Source organism: Azospirillum argentinense, assembly GCF_000632475.1.
Taxonomy (GTDB): Bacteria; Pseudomonadota; Alphaproteobacteria; order Azospirillales; family Azospirillaceae; genus Azospirillum; species Azospirillum baldaniorum.
In genome coordinates this window covers 1,408,068-1,427,500 of the sequence record NZ_CP007793.1, presented here as the reverse complement: position 1 = coordinate 1,427,500, position 19,433 = coordinate 1,408,068, and the positions used below count along the sequence as shown (strand labels likewise).

Here is a 19,433-nt window from a genome sequence, read left to right as displayed (position 1 = left end):
CACCGCGGGAAGCGATGCCTGTCACACCGTCAGGTCTCAACTGGGGCTGCAAGATTGAACCACGCGCCGACCCGGTGACGCAGGCTGCGCCGACGGTCCTCTTCCGGGGCCGGGGCGATGTCCCAATCCCAGGCGCGGTCGGGAGAGGGAAGATCGAGCCCCCAGAGCGAAGTCTCGCGCTCCTGAATGGCGCCACTCTCCATCCAGAGACTTTCCGTGTCGGTGAAGAGCGTGGCCTGTTCGGCGACGCGGGAAAGCCAGGAGCGATGCGTCTGCGCCAGGGTTCGGGCAAAGCGGTCCCGCTCCGCCTCCGGCGTGTTCGGTGCCTTGCGGTCGATGGCGTCCAAGGGCAGAAGCGGGAGCTGCGACAGGAGATTGCAGGACAGGGCAAAGGCGAACCGCTCCCCCGGCAGGTCCGGCGGTGAGGGTAAGGGAAGCGGGGAGCCATCGGAAAGAGCGGCATCCAGCGGCGCCAGCGCACCGGTGACGTCGAGAGTGAGCAGGCGGACGTTGGGATGGCGCCGCGCCTGCAGGCGTGCGGTGTGGGTGTGAACCATGTCGACCAGCACCACTTCGCCGAATCGCTCGGCCAGCAGCGGCAGCGGAACCTCGATCAGCAAGCCGGACCCCGCCACCAGTGCCCGCCCACCCCGTGGCGCCCGCTCGGCGGCCTCCTGGACAAAGCGGCGGCAGGCATCGACGTGGGGAGCCCAGGCCTGCCTCTGACGGCGGTGGCGCGCGCCGAGGGCCACTGCTTCCGCCAGATAGCCGTAACGGCGGGCCAAGGGCGGGCAGGGCGTGGTCAGATATTCGAAGGCTTCCCTCAGCATGGCCGCGTCCTGCTCCGCGCGTCTTTCACCGGTCCGGTCCTTGCCCCGAAGGGAACCCCCTTGACCGGAACGGGTGGCAGGGTACCTATGGCGGCATGGTGGAGATCAAGAGGAAAGCGGCCCTGGTCACCGGGGCGGGAAAGCGGATCGGACGCGCCATCGCGCTCGACCTCGCGGCGCGTGGCTGGCGGGTGGGGGTGCATTTCGGGCATTCCCGCAGCGAGGCCGACGCGGTGGTGACGCAAATCGTCGGACAGGGTGGCGTCGCCGTGGCGCTTCAGGCCGATCTGGAGCGCGAGCTGGACGCTCAGGCGCTGGTGCCCGAAGCCGTCGAGCGGCTGGGCGCGCTGTCGCTGCTGGTCAACAACGCCTCCCGCTTCGAGCGGGACGAGGTGGAGGACGTGACCCGCGAGTCCTGGGACCGCCATATGGAAGCGAATCTTCGCGCTCCCTTCGTGTTGAGCCAAGCCTTCGCGGCTCAGGTGCCGGGCGGTGCGGAGGGGTTGATCGTCAATATGATCGATCAGCGGGTGTGGAACCTCACCCCGCACTTCATCTCCTACACCCTGTCGAAGGCCGGCCTGTGGACATTGACCCAGACGCTCGCCATGGCGCTCGCCCCGCGCATCCGGGTCAACGCGATCGGGCCAGGGCCAACACTGAAAAATGTCCGGCAGACGGATGAGGAGTTCGCCGCGCAGCGTGACGCGACTCCGTTGAGGCGCGGTCCCTCGCCGGAGGAGATCTGCGCGGCTTTGCGCTTCCTCATCGACGCGCCGTCGGTCACCGGGCAAATGGTCGCCCTCGACGGTGGCGAGCATCTGGGATGGGCGCAGCCGTCCTTGGGATTCGTGCCAACGGAATAGGCGGTTCGGCCAGGGGCCGTCTGGCCGTTCAGCGACCAATCCCATGGTCGGTCGGGCACCCCGGCAAGAGGACCGCGCGTTGTACACATCCGGCCTCATCGGCGCAAGGGGCTGTTTGCACGATCCGGAAAAATAGCGGCACAGCGCCAAAGTGCTGACTTGACTCGGGGTGTCTCCAGTAAAAACAAAGACTTAGGTGAAATGCCCAATTTTTGTGCATAGCTTTCGAATCCCTTGGGCTGCCTTGGTTCCGCTGGGGTAACCCTTGGGTTATCGACACACTTATCCACAGGAGTCGTGGATATCCCGACGAGTGCCCACCGAAGAGGTGAGTCGTTCGTCTTAACCATTCAGGACAGGGGGTGGTTGACCCCCTCCCAGGACCCGACGACATTCGAGACATGGCTGACACCGCAGACACCCCCACGGACCTCATTCTCCCGGAGACGGACGGCGCCGAGCTTCTGGGCGCCGACGCTCCAGGCGCGGATGCCCAAGGCGTGGACAAGACGCCCCGCACGCGACGGCGCCCCGCCGATCTCGCCCGGGGGGCGGAGGTGATCCGCGACCATCTGAAGACCCTGCCGCAGACGCCCGGCGTCTACCGCATGCTGGCGGGCGACGGGGCCGTGCTCTATGTCGGCAAGGCCAAGAACCTGAAGCGGCGGGTGTTCAACTACACTCAGGTCAACCGCCTGCCCGTGCGGCTGCAGCGCATGGTGTCGGAAACGGAGACCATGGAGTTCGTCACGACCCACACCGAGGTCGAGGCGCTGCTCCTCGAATCGAACCTGATCAAGCGGCTGATGCCGCGCTACAACGTGCTGCTGCGGGACGACAAGACCTTCCCGCACATCATGATCACCAAGGATCACGACTATCCGCAGCTGACCAAGCACCGGGGCGCGCGGTCGCGCGACGCCGACTATTTCGGCCCCTTCGCCTCGGCGGGGGCGGTCAACCGGACGATCACCGCGCTCCAGCGCGCCTTCCTGCTGCGCAACTGCGCCGACACGGTGTTCGCCGCGCGCACCCGGCCCTGTCTGCAGTACCAGATCAAGCGTTGCACCGCGCCCTGCGTGGAGCGGGTCAGCCCGGCGGAGTATCAGGCGCAGGTCGATCAGGCCCGCGCCTTCCTGTCCGGCAAGAGCCGGGACATCCAGACGGAGTTCGTCGCGGAGATGACCAAGGCGGCGGAGAATCTCGACTACGAGACCGCCGCCCGCTACCGCGACCGTATCCGGGCGCTGACGGCGGTGCAGGCGCACCAGGACATCAACGTCGAAGGGGTGGTCGAGGACGCCGACGTGATCGCCGCCTACGCGGAGGGCGGGATGACCTGCGTGCAGGTGTTCTTCTTCCGCGGCGGGCGGAACTACGGCAACCGCGCCTACTTCCCCAGCCACGACAAGAGCGCCGAGACCCCGGAGGTGCTGGCCGCCTTCATCGCCCAGTTCTACGAGAACAAGGCGGCCCCCGGCCTCGTCCTGGTCAGCCACGACCTGCCGGAGCAGGAACTGCTGACCGAGGCCCTGGCGCTGCGCGCCGGCCATCGGGTGGAGCTGGCCGCGCCCAAGCGGGGCGACAAGCGCCGCATCGTCGAACACGCCCTGACCAACGCGCGCGAGGCCCATGGGCGGCGGCTGGCCGAAAGCTCGTCGCAGGCGCGGCTGCTCGACGGGGTGGCGTCGGTCTTCGGGCTGGACGGCCCGCCGCAGCGGATCGAGGTTTACGACAACTCCCACGTCCAGGGTGCCCACGCCATCGGCGCCATGATCGTCGCCGGGCCGGAGGGCTTCATCAAGAACGCCTACCGCAAGTTCAACATCAAAACCGAGGGCGCCGCCGGCGACGACTTCGCGATGATGCGCGAGGTCATGGCCCGCCGCTTCGGTCGGGCGATCAAGGAGGACCCGGAGCGGACTCAGGGCACCTGGCCCGATCTGGTGCTGATCGACGGCGGCGTCGGGCAGCTCAACATGGCGCTGGGCGTGCTGGCTGATCTGGGGATCGACGACGTGACGCTGGTCGGAATCGCCAAGGGGCCGGACCGCGACGCCGGGCGGGAGCGCTTCTTCATGCCGGACCGCGCGCCGTTCCAGCTGGAAATGCGCGACCCGGTGCTCTATTTCCTGCAACGGCTGCGGGACGAGGCGCACCGCTTCGCCATCGGCACCCATCGGACGAAGCGCACCAAGGCGTTGGGGAAATCGATGATCGACGAGATTCCCGGAATCGGACCCGGCCGGAAGAAGGCCCTGCTTCACCATTTCGGGAGCGCCGTCGCCGTCTCCCGCGCCGGACTGGCGGATTTGGAGTCGGTCGAAGGGATCAGCAAGACGGTGGCGAAAAAGATATACGATCATTTCCATTCAGACGGTTAGAATGACGCCGCCCGCCGCGCGTTTCCCCCGATTCCAGAGTTGCGACCGATGCTGACCAGCCTGCCGAACCTGCTCACCCTGTCGCGCATCGCGGTGATTCCCGTCGTGGTCGGGTTGTTCTACGTGCCGGAGGCGTGGGCCGCCTATACGGCCTGCGCCCTGTTCGCCGCGGCCTGCATCACCGACTGGTTCGACGGCTATCTGGCCCGCGCCTGGGAGCAGGAAAGCGTCATCGGCAAATTCCTCGACCCCATCGCGGACAAGCTGCTGGTCGCCGCGACTCTGATCATGCTGGTCGCCTTCGCCCGGCTGTCCGGTCTGTCGGTGCTGGCCGCCGTGGTCATCCTGCTGCGCGAGGTCCTGGTGTCCGGCCTGCGCGAATATCTGGCCGGGCTGAACGTCGGGGTGCCGGTCACCTGGATGGCCAAGTGGAAGACGACGATCCAGATGGTGGCGATCGGCTTCCTGATCGTCGGCGATTACGGCCCGGTCCACATCCCGGTCACGCTGATCGGAACGCTGGGCCTGTGGGTGGCGGCGATCCTCACCTTCGTCACCGGCTGGGATTACATGCGCGCCGGGCTGAAGCACATGATGGCCCACCAGCCGGTCAAGCCGCAAAAGGGCGCTCCGGGGAACCCGGCCCGCACGCCGGGCTGAATCGCTTTCCAGCGGCCGCTTTCCTGGGGTCAGTTTTCCGGCACATGGCAGAGCGGGCCGCCATTCCGGTTTGTCCGTTCGCATGCCCGTGTGTTTCTGCTATGTGACCGGGGAACGCCCGCGCAGCGATGGGCGGCAAGGCGGAGGATAGGGGCTTCCATGAAGATGTTCGGCCTGACGGGGTGGAGCGGCAGCGGCAAGACGACGCTGATCGTTCGCCTGATCCCGGCGCTGATCCGGCGCGGCCTGACCGTTTCGACCATGAAGCATGCGCACAAGGGCTTCGACATCGATCATCGCGGCAAGGACAGCCACAACCACCGCGAGGCCGGCGCCACGGAGGTTCTGGTCAGCTCGCCCCGCCGCTGGGCGCTGATGCACGAGATCCGGGACGACGAGCCGGAATTGTCCCTGGCGGAACTGCTGCCGAAGCTGTCGCCCGTCGACCTGCTGCTGATCGAAGGGTTCAAGCGCGAGCCGCACGAGAAGATCGAGGTGTGGCGCGCTTCGGTGGGCAAGCCGCTGATCGCGCGCGACGATCCGAGCATCGTCGCGATCGCCAGCGACGGTCCGGTCCCGGACGCCAGGGTGCCCGTCTTCGACCTGAGCGACGAGGAGGGCATCGCCTCCTTCATCATCGAGCGTTGCGCGCTGGACCGGTGCGGGGCGACGGGGCAGGCTGTCTGAGACGGCGGTGTGCGGGGGTGGAGTGGAGCGATGGCTCAGCTTAGCGACGATTGCTTCGCCTTCGGCGGGGAGATGATGGCGGTGGACCGGGCGCTGGAGCTTCTCTCCGGCCGCCTCCATCCCGTCACCGCGACCCGCCGGATCGGTCTTGCCGACTCCCTTGGCCATGTGCTGGCCGAGGATGTCGTTGCTCCGTTCAACGTGCCGCCGCACGACAATTCGGCGGTGGACGGCTACGCGGTCTTCTTCGACGACCTGACGCCCGACGCGGCCACGCTGCTGCCGGTCACGGCGCGCGTCGCCGCCGGCCATGCGCTGGACCGTCCCGGACGGCGCGGCGAGGCGGTGCGCATCTTCACCGGCGCCCCGATGCCCGAAGGCTTCGACACGGTGCTGATGCAGGAAGACTGCAAGGCGGAGGAGGGCTCCGTCGCCATTCCCCCCGGCATCCGGCGCGGCGCCAACCGCCGCCGCGCCGGGGAGGACATGGCGCGGGGAAGCACCGTCCTGACCGCCGGCCGCCGGCTGCGGGCGGAGGACATCGGCCTGCTCGCCTCGCTGGGGCGGCGGGAGGTGACGGTGCGCACCGCCCTGCGTGTCGCCGTCTTCTCCACCGGGGACGAGGTGCGGGAGCCGGGCGTGCCGCTGGAGCCGGGCTGCATCTACGACGCCAACCGCTTTGCCCTGATCGCCGCGCTGCGCCAGCTCGGCTGCGGCGTGACCGACCTCGGCATCCTGCCCGACCGCCTCGACGCCGTTCGCGGCGCGTTGGAAGAGGCGGCGGGGACGCACGACGTTCTCATCACCTCCGGCGGCATGTCCACCGGGGAGGAGGACCACGTCAAAGCGGCGGTGGAAGCGTTGGGCGGCCTGCATTTCTGGCGGCTGGCGATAAAGCCGGGGCGCCCGGTGGCTCTGGGCACGGTCAAGGGCGCAACCAAGGGGGCGGCCGTCTTCGTCGGCCTGCCGGGCAACCCGGTGGCGGTCATGGTCACCTTCCTGCGCATCGCCCGCCCGATCCTGCTCCGGCTGATGGGGGCGGCCGACGAGGCGCCCGCCTTGTTCCCGCTGCGCGCGGGCTTTACCTACAAGAAGAAGGCGGGGCGGCGCGAGTATGTGCGGGCCACGCTCGCTCGCGCCGCCGACGGGGTTTTGACCGCGGTCAAGCACCCGCGCGACGGGGCGGGCATCCTGTCGTCGATGGTCGAGTCCGACGGGCTCGTCGAACTGCCGGAAGAGATCACCCGCATCGAGCCGGGGATGATCGTGGATTTCCTGCCTTTCAGTGAGGTTCGGTGATGAAGATCCTCTATTTCGCCTGGCTGCGCACCAAGATCGGCGTGGCGACCGAGACGGTGGACCTGCCGGCGGAGGTCCGGGACGTCGGCGCTCTGGTGGCGTGGCTGAAGACCCGCAGCCCGAAGCACGCCGACGCGCTTGCCAACAGCACGGTGGTCAAGGTCGCGGTGAACCAGGAGCATGTGCCCTACGACCACCCGGTCGGCCCCGGCGACGAGGTGGCCCTGTTCCCGCCGGTGACCGGCGGCTGAGGAAGGAAACTTTGCCGTGACGGTGAAGGTGCAGAGCGAGGATTTCGACGTCGGGGCGGAACTGGCCGCGATGACCGGCGGCAAGACCGGCATCGGCGGGGTGACCCTGTTCGTCGGGCTGGTCCGCGACATGGCCGGCGGCGAGTCCGTCAGCGCCATGACGCTGGAGCATTATCCCGGCATGACCGAGCGGCAGTTGGAGGCGATCGAGGCGGAGGCGCGGGCGCGTTGGCCGCTAGACGACGCGCTGATCATCCACCGCTACGGGCGGCTGGAACCGGGCGACCAGATCGTGCTGGTCGCCACCGCCAGCGCCCACCGCGAGGCGGCCTTTGAAAGCTGCCACTTCCTGATCGACTGGCTCAAGACCAAGGCGCCCTTCTGGAAGATGGAGGCCACCCCGGAGGGCGAGCGCTGGGTGGAGGCCAAGGAATCCGACGACACGGCGGCGGCCCGCTGGACGAAACCGGCGTGAGGTGAGAGGCAGGGCACAGACGGCGCCCTCCTCGGGGTGATTGGATCCGCTCCCGCGCAAGGCTGTGCGCGCATGCGGAGCGTCCGATCATGCGAACCCGGTTCCTGCTCACCGGACTGGTGGCCCTGTCGCTGGGCGCTTTCCTGACGTGCCCGGTTCAAGGGAAGGAGCGGCAAACGGCGGAGCGGGTTCTGACCGACCCGGTCGGCGGCTGTCGCGTCCGCGATCCTGATCCCAGCCGGGGGAAGTCCGTCCGCTGGACCGGCGCTTGCCGCAACAGTTTCGCCCATGGTGCCGGTGTTCTTGAAACGTTCAATGGTGCGGAACCGGTGGACTGGACCGAGGCGGTCTTCGTCGATGGCCGGGCCGAGGGGCCGGGACGCAGCGGGCGTGAGGATGGGACGACCTTCGAGGGCCGTTTCCGGCATGGCCTCGCCACCGGCCCGGGAACGCTGACTCTGCCGGATGGTCACCGCTACATCGGCGGATTCGCGTTCGGGCGCCCGACCGGGCAGGGGGAGTTCGTCGCCTCCATGGGGTTGCGCTACCGTGCGCGGGTCGACCGCGACGGGCGGGTGTGGCCCGGCGCGCTTCTCGGCTCGAAGCCTGCCGAGCCCATCCGGTCGGCCGAGCGGCCGGAACCGCGGGGCAGGGCGGCGCCGGGCAGCCTGGAGGAGTGGCTGCGCACACCGCCGTGGGACTACCGCGATCCGGCGCCGAGCGATGCGAACCGGCGTTGACCAGCTTTGCACAGGCGGCGTTTGCCAGACGCGCCGCTCCGTGGTGACATCCGGAACCCCTTCGGAAGACGGCGATGAACTGGCAGACCCTCGGATTCTTCTTCGCGACGGCCTTCGTGCTGTCGATGACGCCCGGCCCCAACATGCTGCTGGCGATGAGCCTCGGCCTGCGCTACGGCGTCCGCCGCGCGGCCTGGGGCGGGCTGGGCATGTGCGTGGCGCTGACGACGATGGCCACCCTGTCGGTGCTCGGACTCGGCGCCCTGCTGGCGGCATCGGAGCCGGCCTTCCAGGCGGTGAAATGGGCGGGCGTGGCCTATCTGACCTGGCTCGGCATCGCCGCGTGGCGGGCGCCGGTGCCGGACGGCTCGCCGCGCGTCGGCGCCGCCGCGGCGGCGGAGGAAGCCCCGGCCCATCGCCTGTTCCTGCGCGGGCTGCTGGTCGCCTTCAGCAACCCGAAGGCGCTGGTCTTCATGGCCGCCCTGTTCCCGCAGTTCATCGACCCGGCGGCCCCGCTGATGCCGCAGTTGGTGGCGCTGGTGGCGATCATGGTGGTGATCGAGTTCGGCTGGATCATGGCATACGCCACCGGCGGCAACAGCATCGGCGCCCGGCTGACCAGCGGATCCGCGGCCCGCACCCTCAACCGCCTGACCGGCGGTTTGATGATCGGCGCCGGCGGGCTGCTGGCGCTCGCCCGCCGGCTGTGATCGCCCACCGTTTGTGATTGCTCAGTCCATCCGGCGGAGGGTCGTCTCCAGACGGCCCTTGCCGGAGCGGTCCAGCCAAGCGGCGGACAGGCGCCCGTCCGTCCGGATGCTGTAGCGCAGCACGTTGCGCCCCTTCTCATCGAACACCAGCTCGTCGTTCTCGATGCGGCCCTTGCGCTGGGCGCGCTCCATCGGCTGGTCGGCCTCCATGCCCGGTCCCAGCACATAATCGGCGTAGACGGCGTCGCCTTCGACCCGGTCCACCGCCAGCGCGATCTCCCGCCCGTTGATGTAGGCGCCGTACCAGACGCCGAGGAAGGAGCGGGCGCCGGTGCCCGCCGGAGAGGAGGTGCCGCTGCCGGTGCGCGGCTCCGGCGCCGCGGCCCGCATCAGCTCCGCGCTCGGCGTGCGGCCCCAGGATTCGTCGCAGGACGGGTCGCCTCGGCGCGGCGGCGCCTCGGCGAAGCGCAGGATGCAGGATCCGAAGCGCCGGACGAACATGCCGGTCGTCGCGGCGCCGTGGCCGGTCAGCAGGGCCGGCTGATCGACCACGATGTGGTCCAGCCCGCGCGAGGACAGGATGCCGCGCGCCGATTCCCCGCGTCCGCCGGGGTCGAAATCGTCACCATGGAAGAAGAACAGCATCACCCGCGCGCTGTGGATGCCGCGCAGGATCGGCCAGAGCTGCGCCGCGTTGTCACGGAAGCTGTCGTAGGAATCGGAAAAGTTGCCGAAGGCCGCGGGAGCGGTGCCGACGACGGCGTCCACCCGGTCGCTCTGCCCGGCGGCCATCAGCGAGATGAAGGCACCGAAGGACTGGCCGGTCAGCATGACCTTGCGGTAGCCGCGGTCCTTCAACTGGTCGGCGTAGCCCGCCAGCGCGCGGGAGCTGTTCGGCAGCGTGTCGCTGACCCGCATGCGGTCCAGACGGAACACGTCCCATCCGGCGTCTTTCATGGTCTTCATGTAGAGCGGGGTAGGGGCGTTCGAATCCTCCACCTCCACGGACCGGCCATGGCTCCACACCACCGCGCCGCGGGCCATCGTCGGGCCGAGCAGGGTGCCGTCGCCATAGGCCGGGTTCAGGTGAATCTGGGCCGCCGCCGTCTGCGCCGTACCGAGCATTGCCAACGCCACCACCAATCCGAGCAGCGCCTGTCCGACTGTCCGCCTCATCCTTCCACGCTCCTGTCTGCGGGCGTGGAAAGGGTCTCGGAATATGGTTAACCCGACCTTTCCATCGGACCGGGCCGGCGTTTGTCACGGAGTGTTGTCACAGCCCCATCGGTGCGGGCGGCCTGCGTCAGAAGGTCCATCGATTGCAAATGCGAATGACTCGCAAATCAGGCGCGGATCGTCTAAGGTCGGTTCCGTCACTTCAGTCGGGAGGGGTCAACATGTGCGATTCGGTGGGCGAGGGGCGGTTGTCCCCCTGGACGGTGTCCGATCTGACGACGGCGGAGCGCGCGCTTCTGACCGGCTTCCGGCAATGGTTCCGTCACGGCACCGCGGGCGCGATGGCCGCCATGCGGGCCAGCTTCGGCGTGGCCGGCGTGCCGTCGTCGGCTCTGCTGCCGCTGTTCGCCCTGCTGGGCACCTTCGCCGTGACCAACGCGGGCCGTCCGGCGTTCCGCTGCCCGACCTGCTCGCGGGTCGGGATGGACGAGATGGCGGTGCTGGACGCCTTGGCCGCCATGCAGGCCGGGGAAGGCGACGTGACGTCCCAGGTGTTCGACCGCTGGCTTCCCCTGGTCGCCCTGACCATGGCCACGGATTCGGCGCGGGAACTGGCGGACATCCTGGACGGCGCGCGCATCCGTCTGCCGCGGCGCCGTCCGGCGCGGCTCATAGCGCTGGCGGCGGAATGACCGGCGCGAAGCCGGCGCTGGTCTGCCACGCCGCCTGCCGGAACAGCGGCTTGCGCATGATCCATTGATCGATGGGCACCTGGACCAGTTCGCCGGCCGGGGTGCGGTAGGAATAGCGCCCCCGTTCGGTGCCGCGCAGTTCGTAGCCCAGCCGTTCGTAGAAGGCGAGGACCCCGGCGTTGTCCCGGTCCACGCCCAGTTCCGCTTCTGAATAGCCGTGGTCGAGCGCGGTTCCCTCGGCGGCGGCCATCAGCCGTGTGGCGATGCCCCGGTTGCGAAAGGGTTGGAACACCCGCAGCGCCCACAACGTGGCGCGGCGCAAATGCCGTTTGCGTTGGAAGTCGATGCAGATCTGGCCGGCGGGAAAGCCGTTGATCTCGGCCACCAGAAGAGCGCCGCTTCCGCGCTCCTGGGCGCGGAAGGCCGTGGCGAGGATTTCCCGGTGTGGCGTGTGCAGCCCGAACCATTCGAGATCCGGCAGGTCCGTCCGGCTGGCCGGGCGAATTGCGACGGGCAGGCTGATGACATCCTGCGACGCGGTGGCGGCGTCCATTCCTCCTCCGGGCTTCAAACCATCTGAGGGAATGAACGGGCCGGCGCTGGCGGCGTTCCCCGCGCCCGATGAAAGTCTTACCGGGCAAAGCCGGCCAGAGAACCGTGAAAAAGGAAAAGATTTAGGAAAATTGCTTATGAAAGCGTGTTTTGGAATCGTTATAGACAACCCTTAGAATATGACGATAAGCCTTGTTGACGGATTGAGACGTCTCTTGATAAGTCTCTATACGAAATAGGGCGCGAAGATGCCTGTACGGTGACGGCGCCCGGAGACGGGGAGGGCGTGCGATGATCAAGATTGTCAACCTGGGGCGTACCGGCCTTTTCGTGGCGATGCAGAATGGTGCCCTGACCACCATCGGCGGTCGCAGTCACTGGCGGTCGCTCGACGATATCCGTTCGGCCGCCACTGCGGCCAAGATCAAGATCAGCGACACGGTTCTCCGCACCGTTCTCTGATCGCGACACCCGCAGCTTCCGTCCAAGACAGCGGGCCGATCAATCTTTCAGACGGGCTTCGGACGGGCTTTCAGGCCGGCGGCACCGGATCGGGCCGCTGGTCCCGGTCCACTGCTGCAATCAGCCGGCCCGAACCCGCGCCAGGAAGCGGTCGACCTCCGCTCGCAGATTGTTCGAATGGACGGACAGTTCGTTCGTCGCGGACAGGACGCTGCGCGCTTCCGACCCCGTGTCCGACGCCGAGGCGTTGACGTGCACGATGGTTTCGCTGACCTCCCGGGTGCCGATCGACGCCTGCTGAACGTTGCGGGCGATCTCGGTGGTGGCGGCGCCCTGCTCCTCCATGGCCGAGGCGATGGAAGTCGAAATGTCGTTGATCCGCGCGATGGTTCCCGAGATCGAGCGGATGGCGAGAACGGCGTCCTGCGTCGCCCCCTGGACCGCGCCGATCTGTGCGTTGATCTCCTCCGTCGCCTTGGCGGTCTGGTTGGCGAGGCTCTTCACCTCCGACGCGACGACGGCGAAGCCCTTGCCGGCCTCGCCGGCGCGCGCGGCCTCGATGGTCGCGTTCAGCGCCAGCAGGTTGGTCTGGCTGGCGATGTCGTGGATCAGCTTCACCACTTGGCCGATGCGGCTGGCGGCGTCGGCCAATCCCTGCACAGTGGTGTTGGTGCGTTCCGCCTGCGACATGGCCTCACCGGCGATGGCCGCCGACTGGGTCACCTGATGGCTGATCTCACCGATGGAGGCCGTCAGTTCCTCCGCCGCCGCGGCGACCGTCTGGATGTTGACGGAGGCTTCCTCGGCCGCTGCGGCGACCTGGGTGGACTGCACGCTGGTTTCCTCGGCGGTGCGGCTCATGTTCTGGGCGGTGCCCTGAAGCTGCTGCGCGGCGGACGCCACCGCCTGCACCACGCTCTTCACCTCGCGTTCGAACGAGTCGGCGGTGGTTCCCAATTCACGCGAGATGATCGCGGCGGTGTTCAGGTCGACATAAACGGAGGTCGCCAGATCCATGTCGAGGAAGACCGCCCTGTTGATCGCCTGCATGAGCTGGGCGAGCTTCTCCGGCTTCTTGCGGTAGACTTGATAGGCGAGGTCGATCAGCTTGTTGAGGGTGAAGCAATAGGCGCCCGTGTACCAGCGCGGCTCCAGACCGATGCGCTGGTGGGCCTGCCCGATCTTCAGCACCTGCGCCATGTAGGCATCATCGAAGGTGCCGGTGAAGACGTTCTTCAGCCAATGCTGCTTCTGCATGTCGCGCGCGCGGCTGACCACTGCTGGATCGGCGAGCAGCGTCGCGACCTGCGGGACCGAGCGCAGATAGCCGTAGAAATCCTCAAGAACCTGGTCGATGCGCTGGGCGAGGTAGGGTTGGAATTCCCGAAGGACGGCCTTCGTGGGTTCGTCGATTCGCAAGAAGGAGATACGGTCAAGAATGGACTGCGTCTGGGCAGAATGCGACATGGATCGACTTCCCCACGAAAATAGGACCGCTTCAGATTAGCGCAATTTGTTTTTAATGCAAAGTAACTAACCTGCGGGCGGCACTATGGAGGGTTACGGTGGGTGTGAAAACCGGCAGCGTTGTCGCAGGCCCAACAATTCACCGGGCTTTAATGAAATAGAAAACCGGCGGAGCCGTTTGGCATCCGCCGGTATGTAATGAGGCAATCTGGACGTCGACTGTTCGTCTACATCAGGCGGCCATATATCAGGCGGCCATGTGGGCCGGCGCGCGGCGCAGCGCTTGGGCGGCGCTGAGAACGGCCTTCTGCAGCTTCTCGAACGCCCGCACCTCGATCTGGCGCACCCGCTCGCGGGACACGCAGAACTGCTGGCTCAACGACTCCAGGGTGGACGGGTCGTCCTTCAGGCGGCGCTCGAACAGGATGCGGCGTTCACGGTCGTCCAGCCGCTCCAGTGCCTGTCCAACCAGCCGGCGGCGCAGCGCCAGTTCGTCGGCGTCGGCGATCACGCTTTCCTGCGTCGGGCGGTCGTCGGCCAGGAGTTCCAGCCAGTTGGTCTCGCCGTCGCTGGACAGCGCAGCGTCGAGCGAGCTGTCGTTGGAGGAGAGGCGGCGATTCATCTCGATCACCTCCTGCTCCGGCACGTCCAGCTCGGTCGCGATGGCCGTGACGGTGGAGGGGGAGAGGTCGCCCTGCTCCAGCTCCTGCATCTGGCTCTTCAGGCGGCGCAGGTTGAAGAACAGCTTCTTCTGGGCGGCGGTCGTGCCCATCTTCACCAGCGACCAGCTGTGCAGGATGTATTCCTGGATCGAAGCGCGAATCCACCAGGTGGCGTAGGTCGCGAAACGGAAGCCGCGTTCCGGATCGAACTTCTGTGCGGCCTGCATCAGGCCCACGTTGCCTTCGGCGACGAGGTCGGGCAGCGGAAGGCCGTAGCCGCCGAAACCGCGGGCGATCTTGATGACCAGCCGCAGATGGCTTCCCACCAGACGTTCCAGCGCGTGGCCGTTCCCGCGGTCGCGCCAAGCGACGGCGAGCTCGCGCTCTTCGTCGGGGGCCAGGATGGGGAACCGCTTCGACTCCTCGACATAACGGGTCAGGCTGGCGTTTTCACCAGTCAGGAGTTTCTTGAGCACACCGGCCTCCTCTCTCCAACGCTCCACCGTCTTTTGCCGCGGAACCCTTTCGATGGCCGTTCGCAGACGCCCACCGTTTCGGCATTTTTTTTCTGGGGGATTTGCCGAAATTATCCGGGAACACGTCAATCAGACATTGATACTGTGCCGCTACCTCCAAGTCGGATCAAGCCTTGAAACGGCAGTGCAGCAATATTTTTTGGCGTATGTCCGGACTATTCGGTCCTTATGAATGCCGAAAAGATCGGGAGAACTTTTGGAAGATTGGCGAAAAGATGACGATTTCCGTTTGGAGCTAAGGCAGATGCGGTTCTCTCCGCTTTGTCATCATTCGGCCATCCGCCTTCATCTTCTGCATAAGCTCTGGCCATACAGGCTAATGGACCGCGCTGCTCAGCATATGACGTTCCTCAGGGGCGCTTGGTGAAACGCGCTTCCGCCGTGGCGACGTTGGTGTTCTCCCAGGTTGCGGGCGTGCTATTCCAGGGCCGAACAAGGCGAGAGGCGATCCATGCACATCCGCAACAGCCGGCCGGATGATCTGCCGCGCATCCAGGCGATCTACACCCATCACGTCCTGACCGGCACGGCGAGCTTCGAGGAGGTACCCCCCGGCCTGGACGAGCTTGCCCGCCGACGGGACGACGTGCTGGCCCGGGGCATGCCCTATGTCGTTGCGGAGATGGATGGGCGGGTCATAGGATACGCCTATGCAGGCCCCTACCGGCTGCGCACCGCCTACCGCTACAGCGTTGAGGATTCGATCTATCTCGACCCGGACTGCATGGGCCGAGGCGCCGGCCGGGCGTTGCTCGCGACGGTGATCGAGCGTTGCACGGCGGCAGGGTGCCGCCAGATGATCGCGGTGATCGGCGACAGCGGCAACGCGGCGTCCATCGGCTTGCACCGAAGCCTGGGGTTCGACTCAGCGGGCCTGCTGAAAGCGGTCGGCTTCAAGTTCGGGCGCTGGGTGGACAGTGTGCTGATGCAGCGGCAACTCGGCCACGGTGAAGCGACGCTGCCCGACGATCGTTGAGGGAGCCATATCCCGGCCCTCCATCGGCGAAGGCAGAAAGAAAAAAGGCGCATCCATCAAGGATGCGCCCGCCGATGGGACGTGGGGCAGGGATCAGTCCTGCGCGACCCGCTTGCGGCCCAGGCCGAGCTTCGTGGCCATTTCCGACCGGGCCTTGGCGTAGTTCGGGGCAACCATCGGATACTCCGCCGGCAGATTCCATTTGGCGCGGTAGTCGTCCGGAGACATGTCGTAGACGGTCTTGAGATGCCGCTTCAGCATCTTCAGCTTCTTTCCGTCCTCCAGGCAAATGATGTATTCCGGGGTCACCGACTTCTTGATCGGCACCGCCGGAACCAGCTCGGCCTTGGCCGGCGCGGCCTTGTCCTCGCCCAGGCCGTTGAAGGCCGTCTGCACGTTGAGGATCAGCGCCGGCAGGTCGGCGACCGGCACCGTGTTGTTGCCGACATAGGCCGCAACGACCTTGGCGGTCAGGGCCTGCAATTCCGATGCTTCGATGGTCATGGCCGCGTTCAGCTCCGTTCCCCTGTAAGTCGGCCGATTTGAATCGGCCTTGGATTGGGCGATGTCGATCAGACGTTCACCACGTCGCGCAATTGCTTGGCCGGCTTGAAACGCGGCGCTTTCGACGCGGCGATCTGCACCGCCTCGCCGGTGCGCGGGTTTCGCCCCTCGCGGGCAGCACGCTCGGCAACCTCGAAAATACCGAACCCGGCAAGACGCACCTCCTCGCCACGGGCGAGCGCCGAGGAAATGCCTTCGAACACCGACTGGACGACCTTCGCCGCATCGGATTTACGAATGCCGGCGTTGGTCGCGATGGTCTCGATGAGTTCGGCTTGGTTCATGCGAAACTCCTGGTGCCTTCGCGCGTGTGGATTTTCCCGTGTTCTTGGCAGATCGAATCCATCAGCACAAGAGCCATGGCCGGAAAGGCAACCCTAAGTGTTTCATCAATCATGAGTTCTTGCGTTCACTGTGGCCTGGATGCATCAAAATGACCATCCCTCGCGGCACAACGGTGCCGCATGGCTGCCAAAGGAAGGATGTCCTCCGCGGAAAGTTGATCGACTCGCGGGATGTGGATCTTGAACGGACTATGGGCGACACCATTTGCGTGGCGTTCGGGTCCGGGCCCCTCTGACGGCTGAGGCGTCAGCCGTGATGTCGGATACCGCTTGAATTCACTGCAGACGCAGCGCAATCAAGTGGGTCTTGTTATGGATTCCCTTATCGCACCCGTCTTTCTCGATTTCATGGGAAAGCCGGTGTGGGTTTGGCTGACCTTCGTCGGCCTCGTCCTGGCCTTGCTGGCCTTCGACCTCGGCATCCTCAACCGCCGCGACCGCGAGATCGGCGTCAGGGAAAGCCTCCGTCTCTCCGCCTTCTACATCGCCGTTGCCTTGCTGTTCGGCGGCTGGGTCTGGTGGTCGATGGGCGATACCGCGGCGGCCCAGTACTACACGGGCTTCTTCATCGAAAAGAGCCTGTCGCTCGACAACGTCTTCATCATTTCGCTGATCTTCACCTACTTCGCAGTCCCGCGCGCCTACCAGCACCGCGTGCTGTTCTGGGGCATCCTGGGCGTGATCGTGATGCGCGGCCTGATGATCGCCGCCGGCGCCGCCCTGGTCAGCGAGTTCCATTGGGTGCTCTACGTCTTCGGCGCCTTCCTGCTGCTCACCGGCGTGAAGATGCTGTTCGCCGTGGACAAGGAGCCGGACCTCGCCAACAACCCGGCGCTGCGTTTCCTGAACCGCCACCTGCGGATCACCGACGATTTCCGCGGCCAGAAGTTCTTCGTGCGCGAGGCGGGTCCGGACGGGCGAACCGCGCTCTACGCCACGCCGCTGTTCCTGGCGCTGATGATGGTCGAGTTCGCCGACCTGATCTTCGCGGTGGATAGCGTGCCGGCGATCTTCGCCATCACCACCGACCCCTACATCATCTACACCAGCAACATCTTCGCCATCCTCGGCCTGCGCGCGCTCTACTTCGCGCTGGCGGCGATGGTCCACCGCTTCCGTTACCTGAAATACGCGCTGGCGCTGGTGCTGGTCTTCATCGGCGGCAAGATCTTCTACACCCAGATCTTCGGCAAGCCGGACCCGCTGGTCTCGCTGGGCGTGACACTGACCCTGATCGCGGGCGGCGTGGCGGTCTCGCTTCTCAAGACGCGCAGCGAGGGCAAGCGGCTGCCGGCGGAGTGATGCCGGACAAATGATCCCAGTCAGCCGGTGAAGCCCAGGCGCTTCAGGGCGGCGATGCTCTCCTTCGCGCTGGTGTGGAGGATGAAGTCGCCGCCTGCCTGCGTCCAGGGATCACGGGCCTTTTCGCGATCGTCCACCAGAACCGTGCCCGGCCCGCCATGGCGGTGCTTGTCGCGGGCCATGCAGGTGATGACCCGCACATGGGAACCCAGCATATGGGCGACCCAGCGCCGCTTCTGCTCCGGCGCCCAGGAGCCGAGCGGCAGGCCGGTCAGGATGGTCGGGGTGTAAGGTTCGCAGAATCGCCAGAGATCCTGCGCGTCGTGCATGAACTCCAGCGTTCCGAAGAAGTCGGGATGGCGGGACAGTTCCCGCCACATGACCTTCATCGGGATCTCCTCCGGGCGCTTGCCGGTGACCGCCTTCACGCCGCGGTCGAAATCGGCCAGAACGCCGTCGAGGTCGAGAAACAGCTTGGGTCTCTGCATTGTCTGCCTTGTCCTGCCGGTCCAACGTCCAGTCCAACCAACGTCCAGCCCATCCAACGCCGGATGAACGCGACCGTAGACTAACGGTCGCACGGAACCTTCGCCAGCCGGTCGGGTTGCACCCGAAGGCATAGGCGCACGGCTCCGGTGCGGCAGGGGGGTACGGATGACGGTCATAGGCATTTCAGGATCTTACGGCGGCTTGAATCTGGGGGACGAGGCGATCCTCACCTCGGCCATCGAGCAGCTGCGCGCTGCGGTGCCGGGGGTGGAGGTGGTCGTCTTCTCGCGCAACGCCGCCCATACCCGCGAGAACCACGCGGTGGATCGCGTTCTGAATCCGCGGGAAGCCATGAAGGACGAGATCACGCCGGAGGTCGAGCGGCTCGACCTGCTGCTCCTGGGCGGCGGCGGCATTCTCTACGACAGCGAGGCGCAGACCTACCTGCGCGAGGTTACCATCGCTCAGCGGCTGGGGGTGCCGACCTACACCTTCGCCATCGGCGTCGGTCCGCTGAAGGATCGGGTGGAGCGCGACGCGGTGCGCGAGGGGCTCGACCGCATGACCGGCATCACCGTCCGCGAACCGAGCGCCAAGCGGCTGATCGAGGAGATCGGCGTGCAGGTTCCCGTGACGGTCACCGCCGACCCGGCGCTGCTGCTGAAGCCGGAGCCCTTCACCGAGGAGATGCTGGCCGAGGCCGGCATCCCGCGCGGCCGCCCGCTGGTCGGCCTGTCGGTGCGCGAGCAGGGTGCTGCGGCGCCGGACCTCACCGATGCGGCCTATCACCAGCTGTTGGCGGAAGCGGCGGACTACATCGTGCAGCGCTTCGGCGCCGATGTGGTTTTTGTGCCGATGGAGCGCGCCGACGTGCGGGAGGCGCACCGCGTCATGGGCCGCATGGCGGTGTCGGAACGCGCCCATCTGCTGCAATACCGCTACACGCCGCGCCAGATCATCGGGCTGATGGATCATTTCGAAATGGCCGTGGGGATGCGGCTGCATTTCCTGATCTTCGCGGCGATCACCGGCACGCCGCTGATCGCGCTCCCCTACGCCTCCAAGGTGTCGGATTTCCTGTCCTCGATCGGGCTGGAGCCGCGGGCGACGGTGTCCCACACCACCGCCGGAACCTTCCTCGCCGATCTCGACCGCCTGTGGGACCACCGCGCGGAGCAGAAGGGACTGCTGCGCGACCGGATTCCCGTGCTGATGGAGCGCGCCCGCGAGACGGCGCCGCTGGCCCTGCAGACGGTGGCGCCGCGCGCCGAAACGGCGGCCAAAGCAGCGGCCAAAGCAGCGGAATGAT

The 19,433-nt window shown here is 66.7% G+C and carries 23 protein-coding genes (1 of these 23 only partly in view); 15 read left to right on the top strand and 8 right to left on the bottom strand.

Annotated features, from left to right (window positions below; genetic code table 11):
• Positions 1 to 58: the final stretch of a YkgJ family cysteine cluster protein gene (locus ABAZ39_RS06765; protein WP_038527899.1), read on the top strand. 233 nt of this gene lie to the left of the window's left edge; 58 of the gene's 291 nt are visible here — the last part of the coding sequence; its start codon lies off the left edge, out of view; the stop codon is at positions 56 to 58.
• Here the strand turns inward: ABAZ39_RS06765 and ABAZ39_RS06760 are convergent.
• Positions 30 to 830 carry a hypothetical protein gene (locus ABAZ39_RS06760; protein ID WP_038527897.1) on the bottom strand — a complete coding sequence of 267 codons (801 nt, stop codon included), beginning with the start codon at positions 828 to 830 and terminating at the stop codon, positions 30 to 32. The two genes, ABAZ39_RS06765 and ABAZ39_RS06760, sit on opposite strands and share 29 nt — an antisense overlap.
• Before the next feature lie 95 nt (positions 831 to 925).
• On the opposite strand from ABAZ39_RS06760, the gene ABAZ39_RS06755 reads away from it, so the two are divergent.
• From ABAZ39_RS06755 to ABAZ39_RS06715, 9 genes are all read left to right on the top strand, one after another.
• Complete coding sequence (locus ABAZ39_RS06755) at positions 926 to 1,696, top strand: SDR family oxidoreductase (protein WP_038527895.1); 771 nt, start codon at positions 926 to 928, stop codon at positions 1,694 to 1,696.
• Between the two features lie 401 nt (positions 1,697 to 2,097).
• On the top strand, positions 2,098 to 4,080 hold the full coding sequence (gene uvrC / locus ABAZ39_RS06750) for an excinuclease ABC subunit UvrC (protein ID WP_038527892.1): 1,983 nt from the start codon (positions 2,098 to 2,100) through the stop codon (positions 4,078 to 4,080).
• 48 nt (positions 4,081 to 4,128) lie between these two features.
• Positions 4,129 to 4,740, top strand: a complete 612-nt coding sequence (gene pgsA / locus ABAZ39_RS06745) for a CDP-diacylglycerol--glycerol-3-phosphate 3-phosphatidyltransferase (RefSeq protein WP_051657843.1) — start codon at positions 4,129 to 4,131, stop codon at positions 4,738 to 4,740.
• Positions 4,741 to 4,899: 159 nt separating this feature from the next.
• Positions 4,900 to 5,427, top strand: coding sequence for a molybdopterin-guanine dinucleotide biosynthesis protein B (gene mobB / locus ABAZ39_RS06740; RefSeq protein ID WP_038527890.1), 528 nt, complete (start codon positions 4,900 to 4,902; stop codon positions 5,425 to 5,427).
• 30 nt (positions 5,428 to 5,457) lie between these two features.
• Positions 5,458 to 6,726 (top strand): molybdopterin molybdotransferase MoeA, encoded by a 1,269-nt coding sequence (moeA, locus tag ABAZ39_RS06735; protein WP_038527888.1) that lies wholly within the window; start codon positions 5,458 to 5,460, stop codon positions 6,724 to 6,726.
• On the top strand, positions 6,726 to 6,977 hold the full coding sequence (moaD, locus tag ABAZ39_RS06730) for a molybdopterin converting factor subunit 1 (protein ID WP_038527886.1): 252 nt from the start codon (positions 6,726 to 6,728) through the stop codon (positions 6,975 to 6,977). Before moeA ends, moaD begins: the two co-directional genes overlap by 1 nt.
• A gap of 16 nt (positions 6,978 to 6,993) precedes the next feature.
• The gene (gene moaE / locus ABAZ39_RS06725; protein WP_038527884.1) at positions 6,994 to 7,452 is read left to right on the top strand and encodes a molybdopterin synthase catalytic subunit MoaE; all 459 of its coding nucleotides are present in this window, start codon (positions 6,994 to 6,996) and stop codon (positions 7,450 to 7,452) included.
• An 89-nt stretch (positions 7,453 to 7,541) separates the two neighbouring features.
• A complete protein-coding gene (locus ABAZ39_RS06720; protein WP_038527881.1) occupies positions 7,542 to 8,192 on the top strand; it encodes an MORN repeat-containing protein in 651 nt (216 codons plus the stop codon).
• 74 nt (positions 8,193 to 8,266) lie between these two features.
• On the top strand, positions 8,267 to 8,902 hold the full coding sequence (locus ABAZ39_RS06715; protein WP_038527879.1) for a LysE family translocator: 636 nt from the start codon (positions 8,267 to 8,269) through the stop codon (positions 8,900 to 8,902).
• 21 nt (positions 8,903 to 8,923) lie between these two features.
• Here ABAZ39_RS06715 and ABAZ39_RS06710 read toward each other — a convergent pair whose 3' ends face one another.
• Positions 8,924 to 10,078, bottom strand: coding sequence for an alpha/beta fold hydrolase (locus ABAZ39_RS06710; protein ID WP_038527877.1), 1,155 nt, complete (start codon positions 10,076 to 10,078; stop codon positions 8,924 to 8,926).
• A gap of 221 nt (positions 10,079 to 10,299) precedes the next feature.
• On the opposite strand from ABAZ39_RS06710, the gene ABAZ39_RS06705 reads away from it, so the two are divergent.
• Entirely contained in the window at positions 10,300 to 10,770 is a 471-nt protein-coding gene (locus tag ABAZ39_RS06705) for a hypothetical protein (RefSeq protein ID WP_038527875.1), read from the top strand.
• Here ABAZ39_RS06705 and ABAZ39_RS06700 read toward each other — a convergent pair.
• Entirely contained in the window at positions 10,748 to 11,323 is a 576-nt protein-coding gene (locus tag ABAZ39_RS06700; protein ID WP_038527873.1) for a GNAT family N-acetyltransferase, read from the bottom strand. The two genes, ABAZ39_RS06705 and ABAZ39_RS06700, sit on opposite strands and share 23 nt — an antisense overlap.
• 290 nt (positions 11,324 to 11,613) lie before the next feature.
• Between ABAZ39_RS06700 and ABAZ39_RS36480 the strand changes: the two genes are divergently transcribed.
• Positions 11,614 to 11,784 (top strand): hypothetical protein, encoded by a 171-nt coding sequence (locus ABAZ39_RS36480; RefSeq protein ID WP_175429604.1) that lies wholly within the window; start codon positions 11,614 to 11,616, stop codon positions 11,782 to 11,784.
• Between the two features lie 120 nt (positions 11,785 to 11,904).
• Here ABAZ39_RS36480 and ABAZ39_RS06695 read toward each other — a convergent pair whose 3' ends face one another.
• Positions 11,905 to 13,251 (bottom strand): globin-coupled sensor protein, encoded by a 1,347-nt coding sequence (locus tag ABAZ39_RS06695; RefSeq protein ID WP_038527872.1) that lies wholly within the window; start codon positions 13,249 to 13,251, stop codon positions 11,905 to 11,907.
• 247 nt (positions 13,252 to 13,498) lie between these two features.
• On the bottom strand, positions 13,499 to 14,389 hold the full coding sequence (gene rpoH, locus ABAZ39_RS06690; protein ID WP_038527871.1) for an RNA polymerase sigma factor RpoH: 891 nt from the start codon (positions 14,387 to 14,389) through the stop codon (positions 13,499 to 13,501).
• 511 nt (positions 14,390 to 14,900) lie between these two features.
• Here rpoH and ABAZ39_RS06685 point away from each other — a divergent pair.
• Positions 14,901 to 15,425 (top strand): GNAT family N-acetyltransferase, encoded by a 525-nt coding sequence (locus ABAZ39_RS06685; protein ID WP_038527869.1) that lies wholly within the window; start codon positions 14,901 to 14,903, stop codon positions 15,423 to 15,425.
• Positions 15,426 to 15,518: 93 nt separating this feature from the next.
• Here ABAZ39_RS06685 and ABAZ39_RS06680 read toward each other — a convergent pair whose 3' ends face one another.
• Positions 15,519 to 15,929, bottom strand: a complete 411-nt coding sequence (locus ABAZ39_RS06680) for a Ros/MucR family transcriptional regulator (protein WP_038527868.1) — start codon at positions 15,927 to 15,929, stop codon at positions 15,519 to 15,521.
• A gap of 68 nt (positions 15,930 to 15,997) precedes the next feature.
• Complete coding sequence (locus ABAZ39_RS06675; RefSeq protein WP_257722223.1) at positions 15,998 to 16,324, bottom strand: HU family DNA-binding protein; 327 nt, start codon at positions 16,322 to 16,324, stop codon at positions 15,998 to 16,000.
• Between the two features lie 321 nt (positions 16,325 to 16,645).
• On the opposite strand from ABAZ39_RS06675, the gene ABAZ39_RS06670 reads away from it, so the two are divergent.
• A complete protein-coding gene (locus tag ABAZ39_RS06670) occupies positions 16,646 to 17,635 on the top strand; it encodes a TerC family protein (RefSeq protein ID WP_038527864.1) in 990 nt (329 codons plus the stop codon).
• Positions 17,636 to 17,655: 20 nt separating this feature from the next.
• Here the strand turns inward: ABAZ39_RS06670 and ABAZ39_RS06665 are convergent, their stop codons facing one another.
• Positions 17,656 to 18,123 (bottom strand): HAD family hydrolase, encoded by a 468-nt coding sequence (locus ABAZ39_RS06665; protein ID WP_038527862.1) that lies wholly within the window; start codon positions 18,121 to 18,123, stop codon positions 17,656 to 17,658.
• A gap of 202 nt (positions 18,124 to 18,325) precedes the next feature.
• Here ABAZ39_RS06665 and ABAZ39_RS06660 point away from each other — a divergent pair, with 202 nt between their 5' ends.
• Entirely contained in the window at positions 18,326 to 19,432 is a 1,107-nt protein-coding gene (locus tag ABAZ39_RS06660; protein WP_198129028.1) for a polysaccharide pyruvyl transferase family protein, read from the top strand.
• Position 19,433 lies beyond the last annotated feature (1 nt).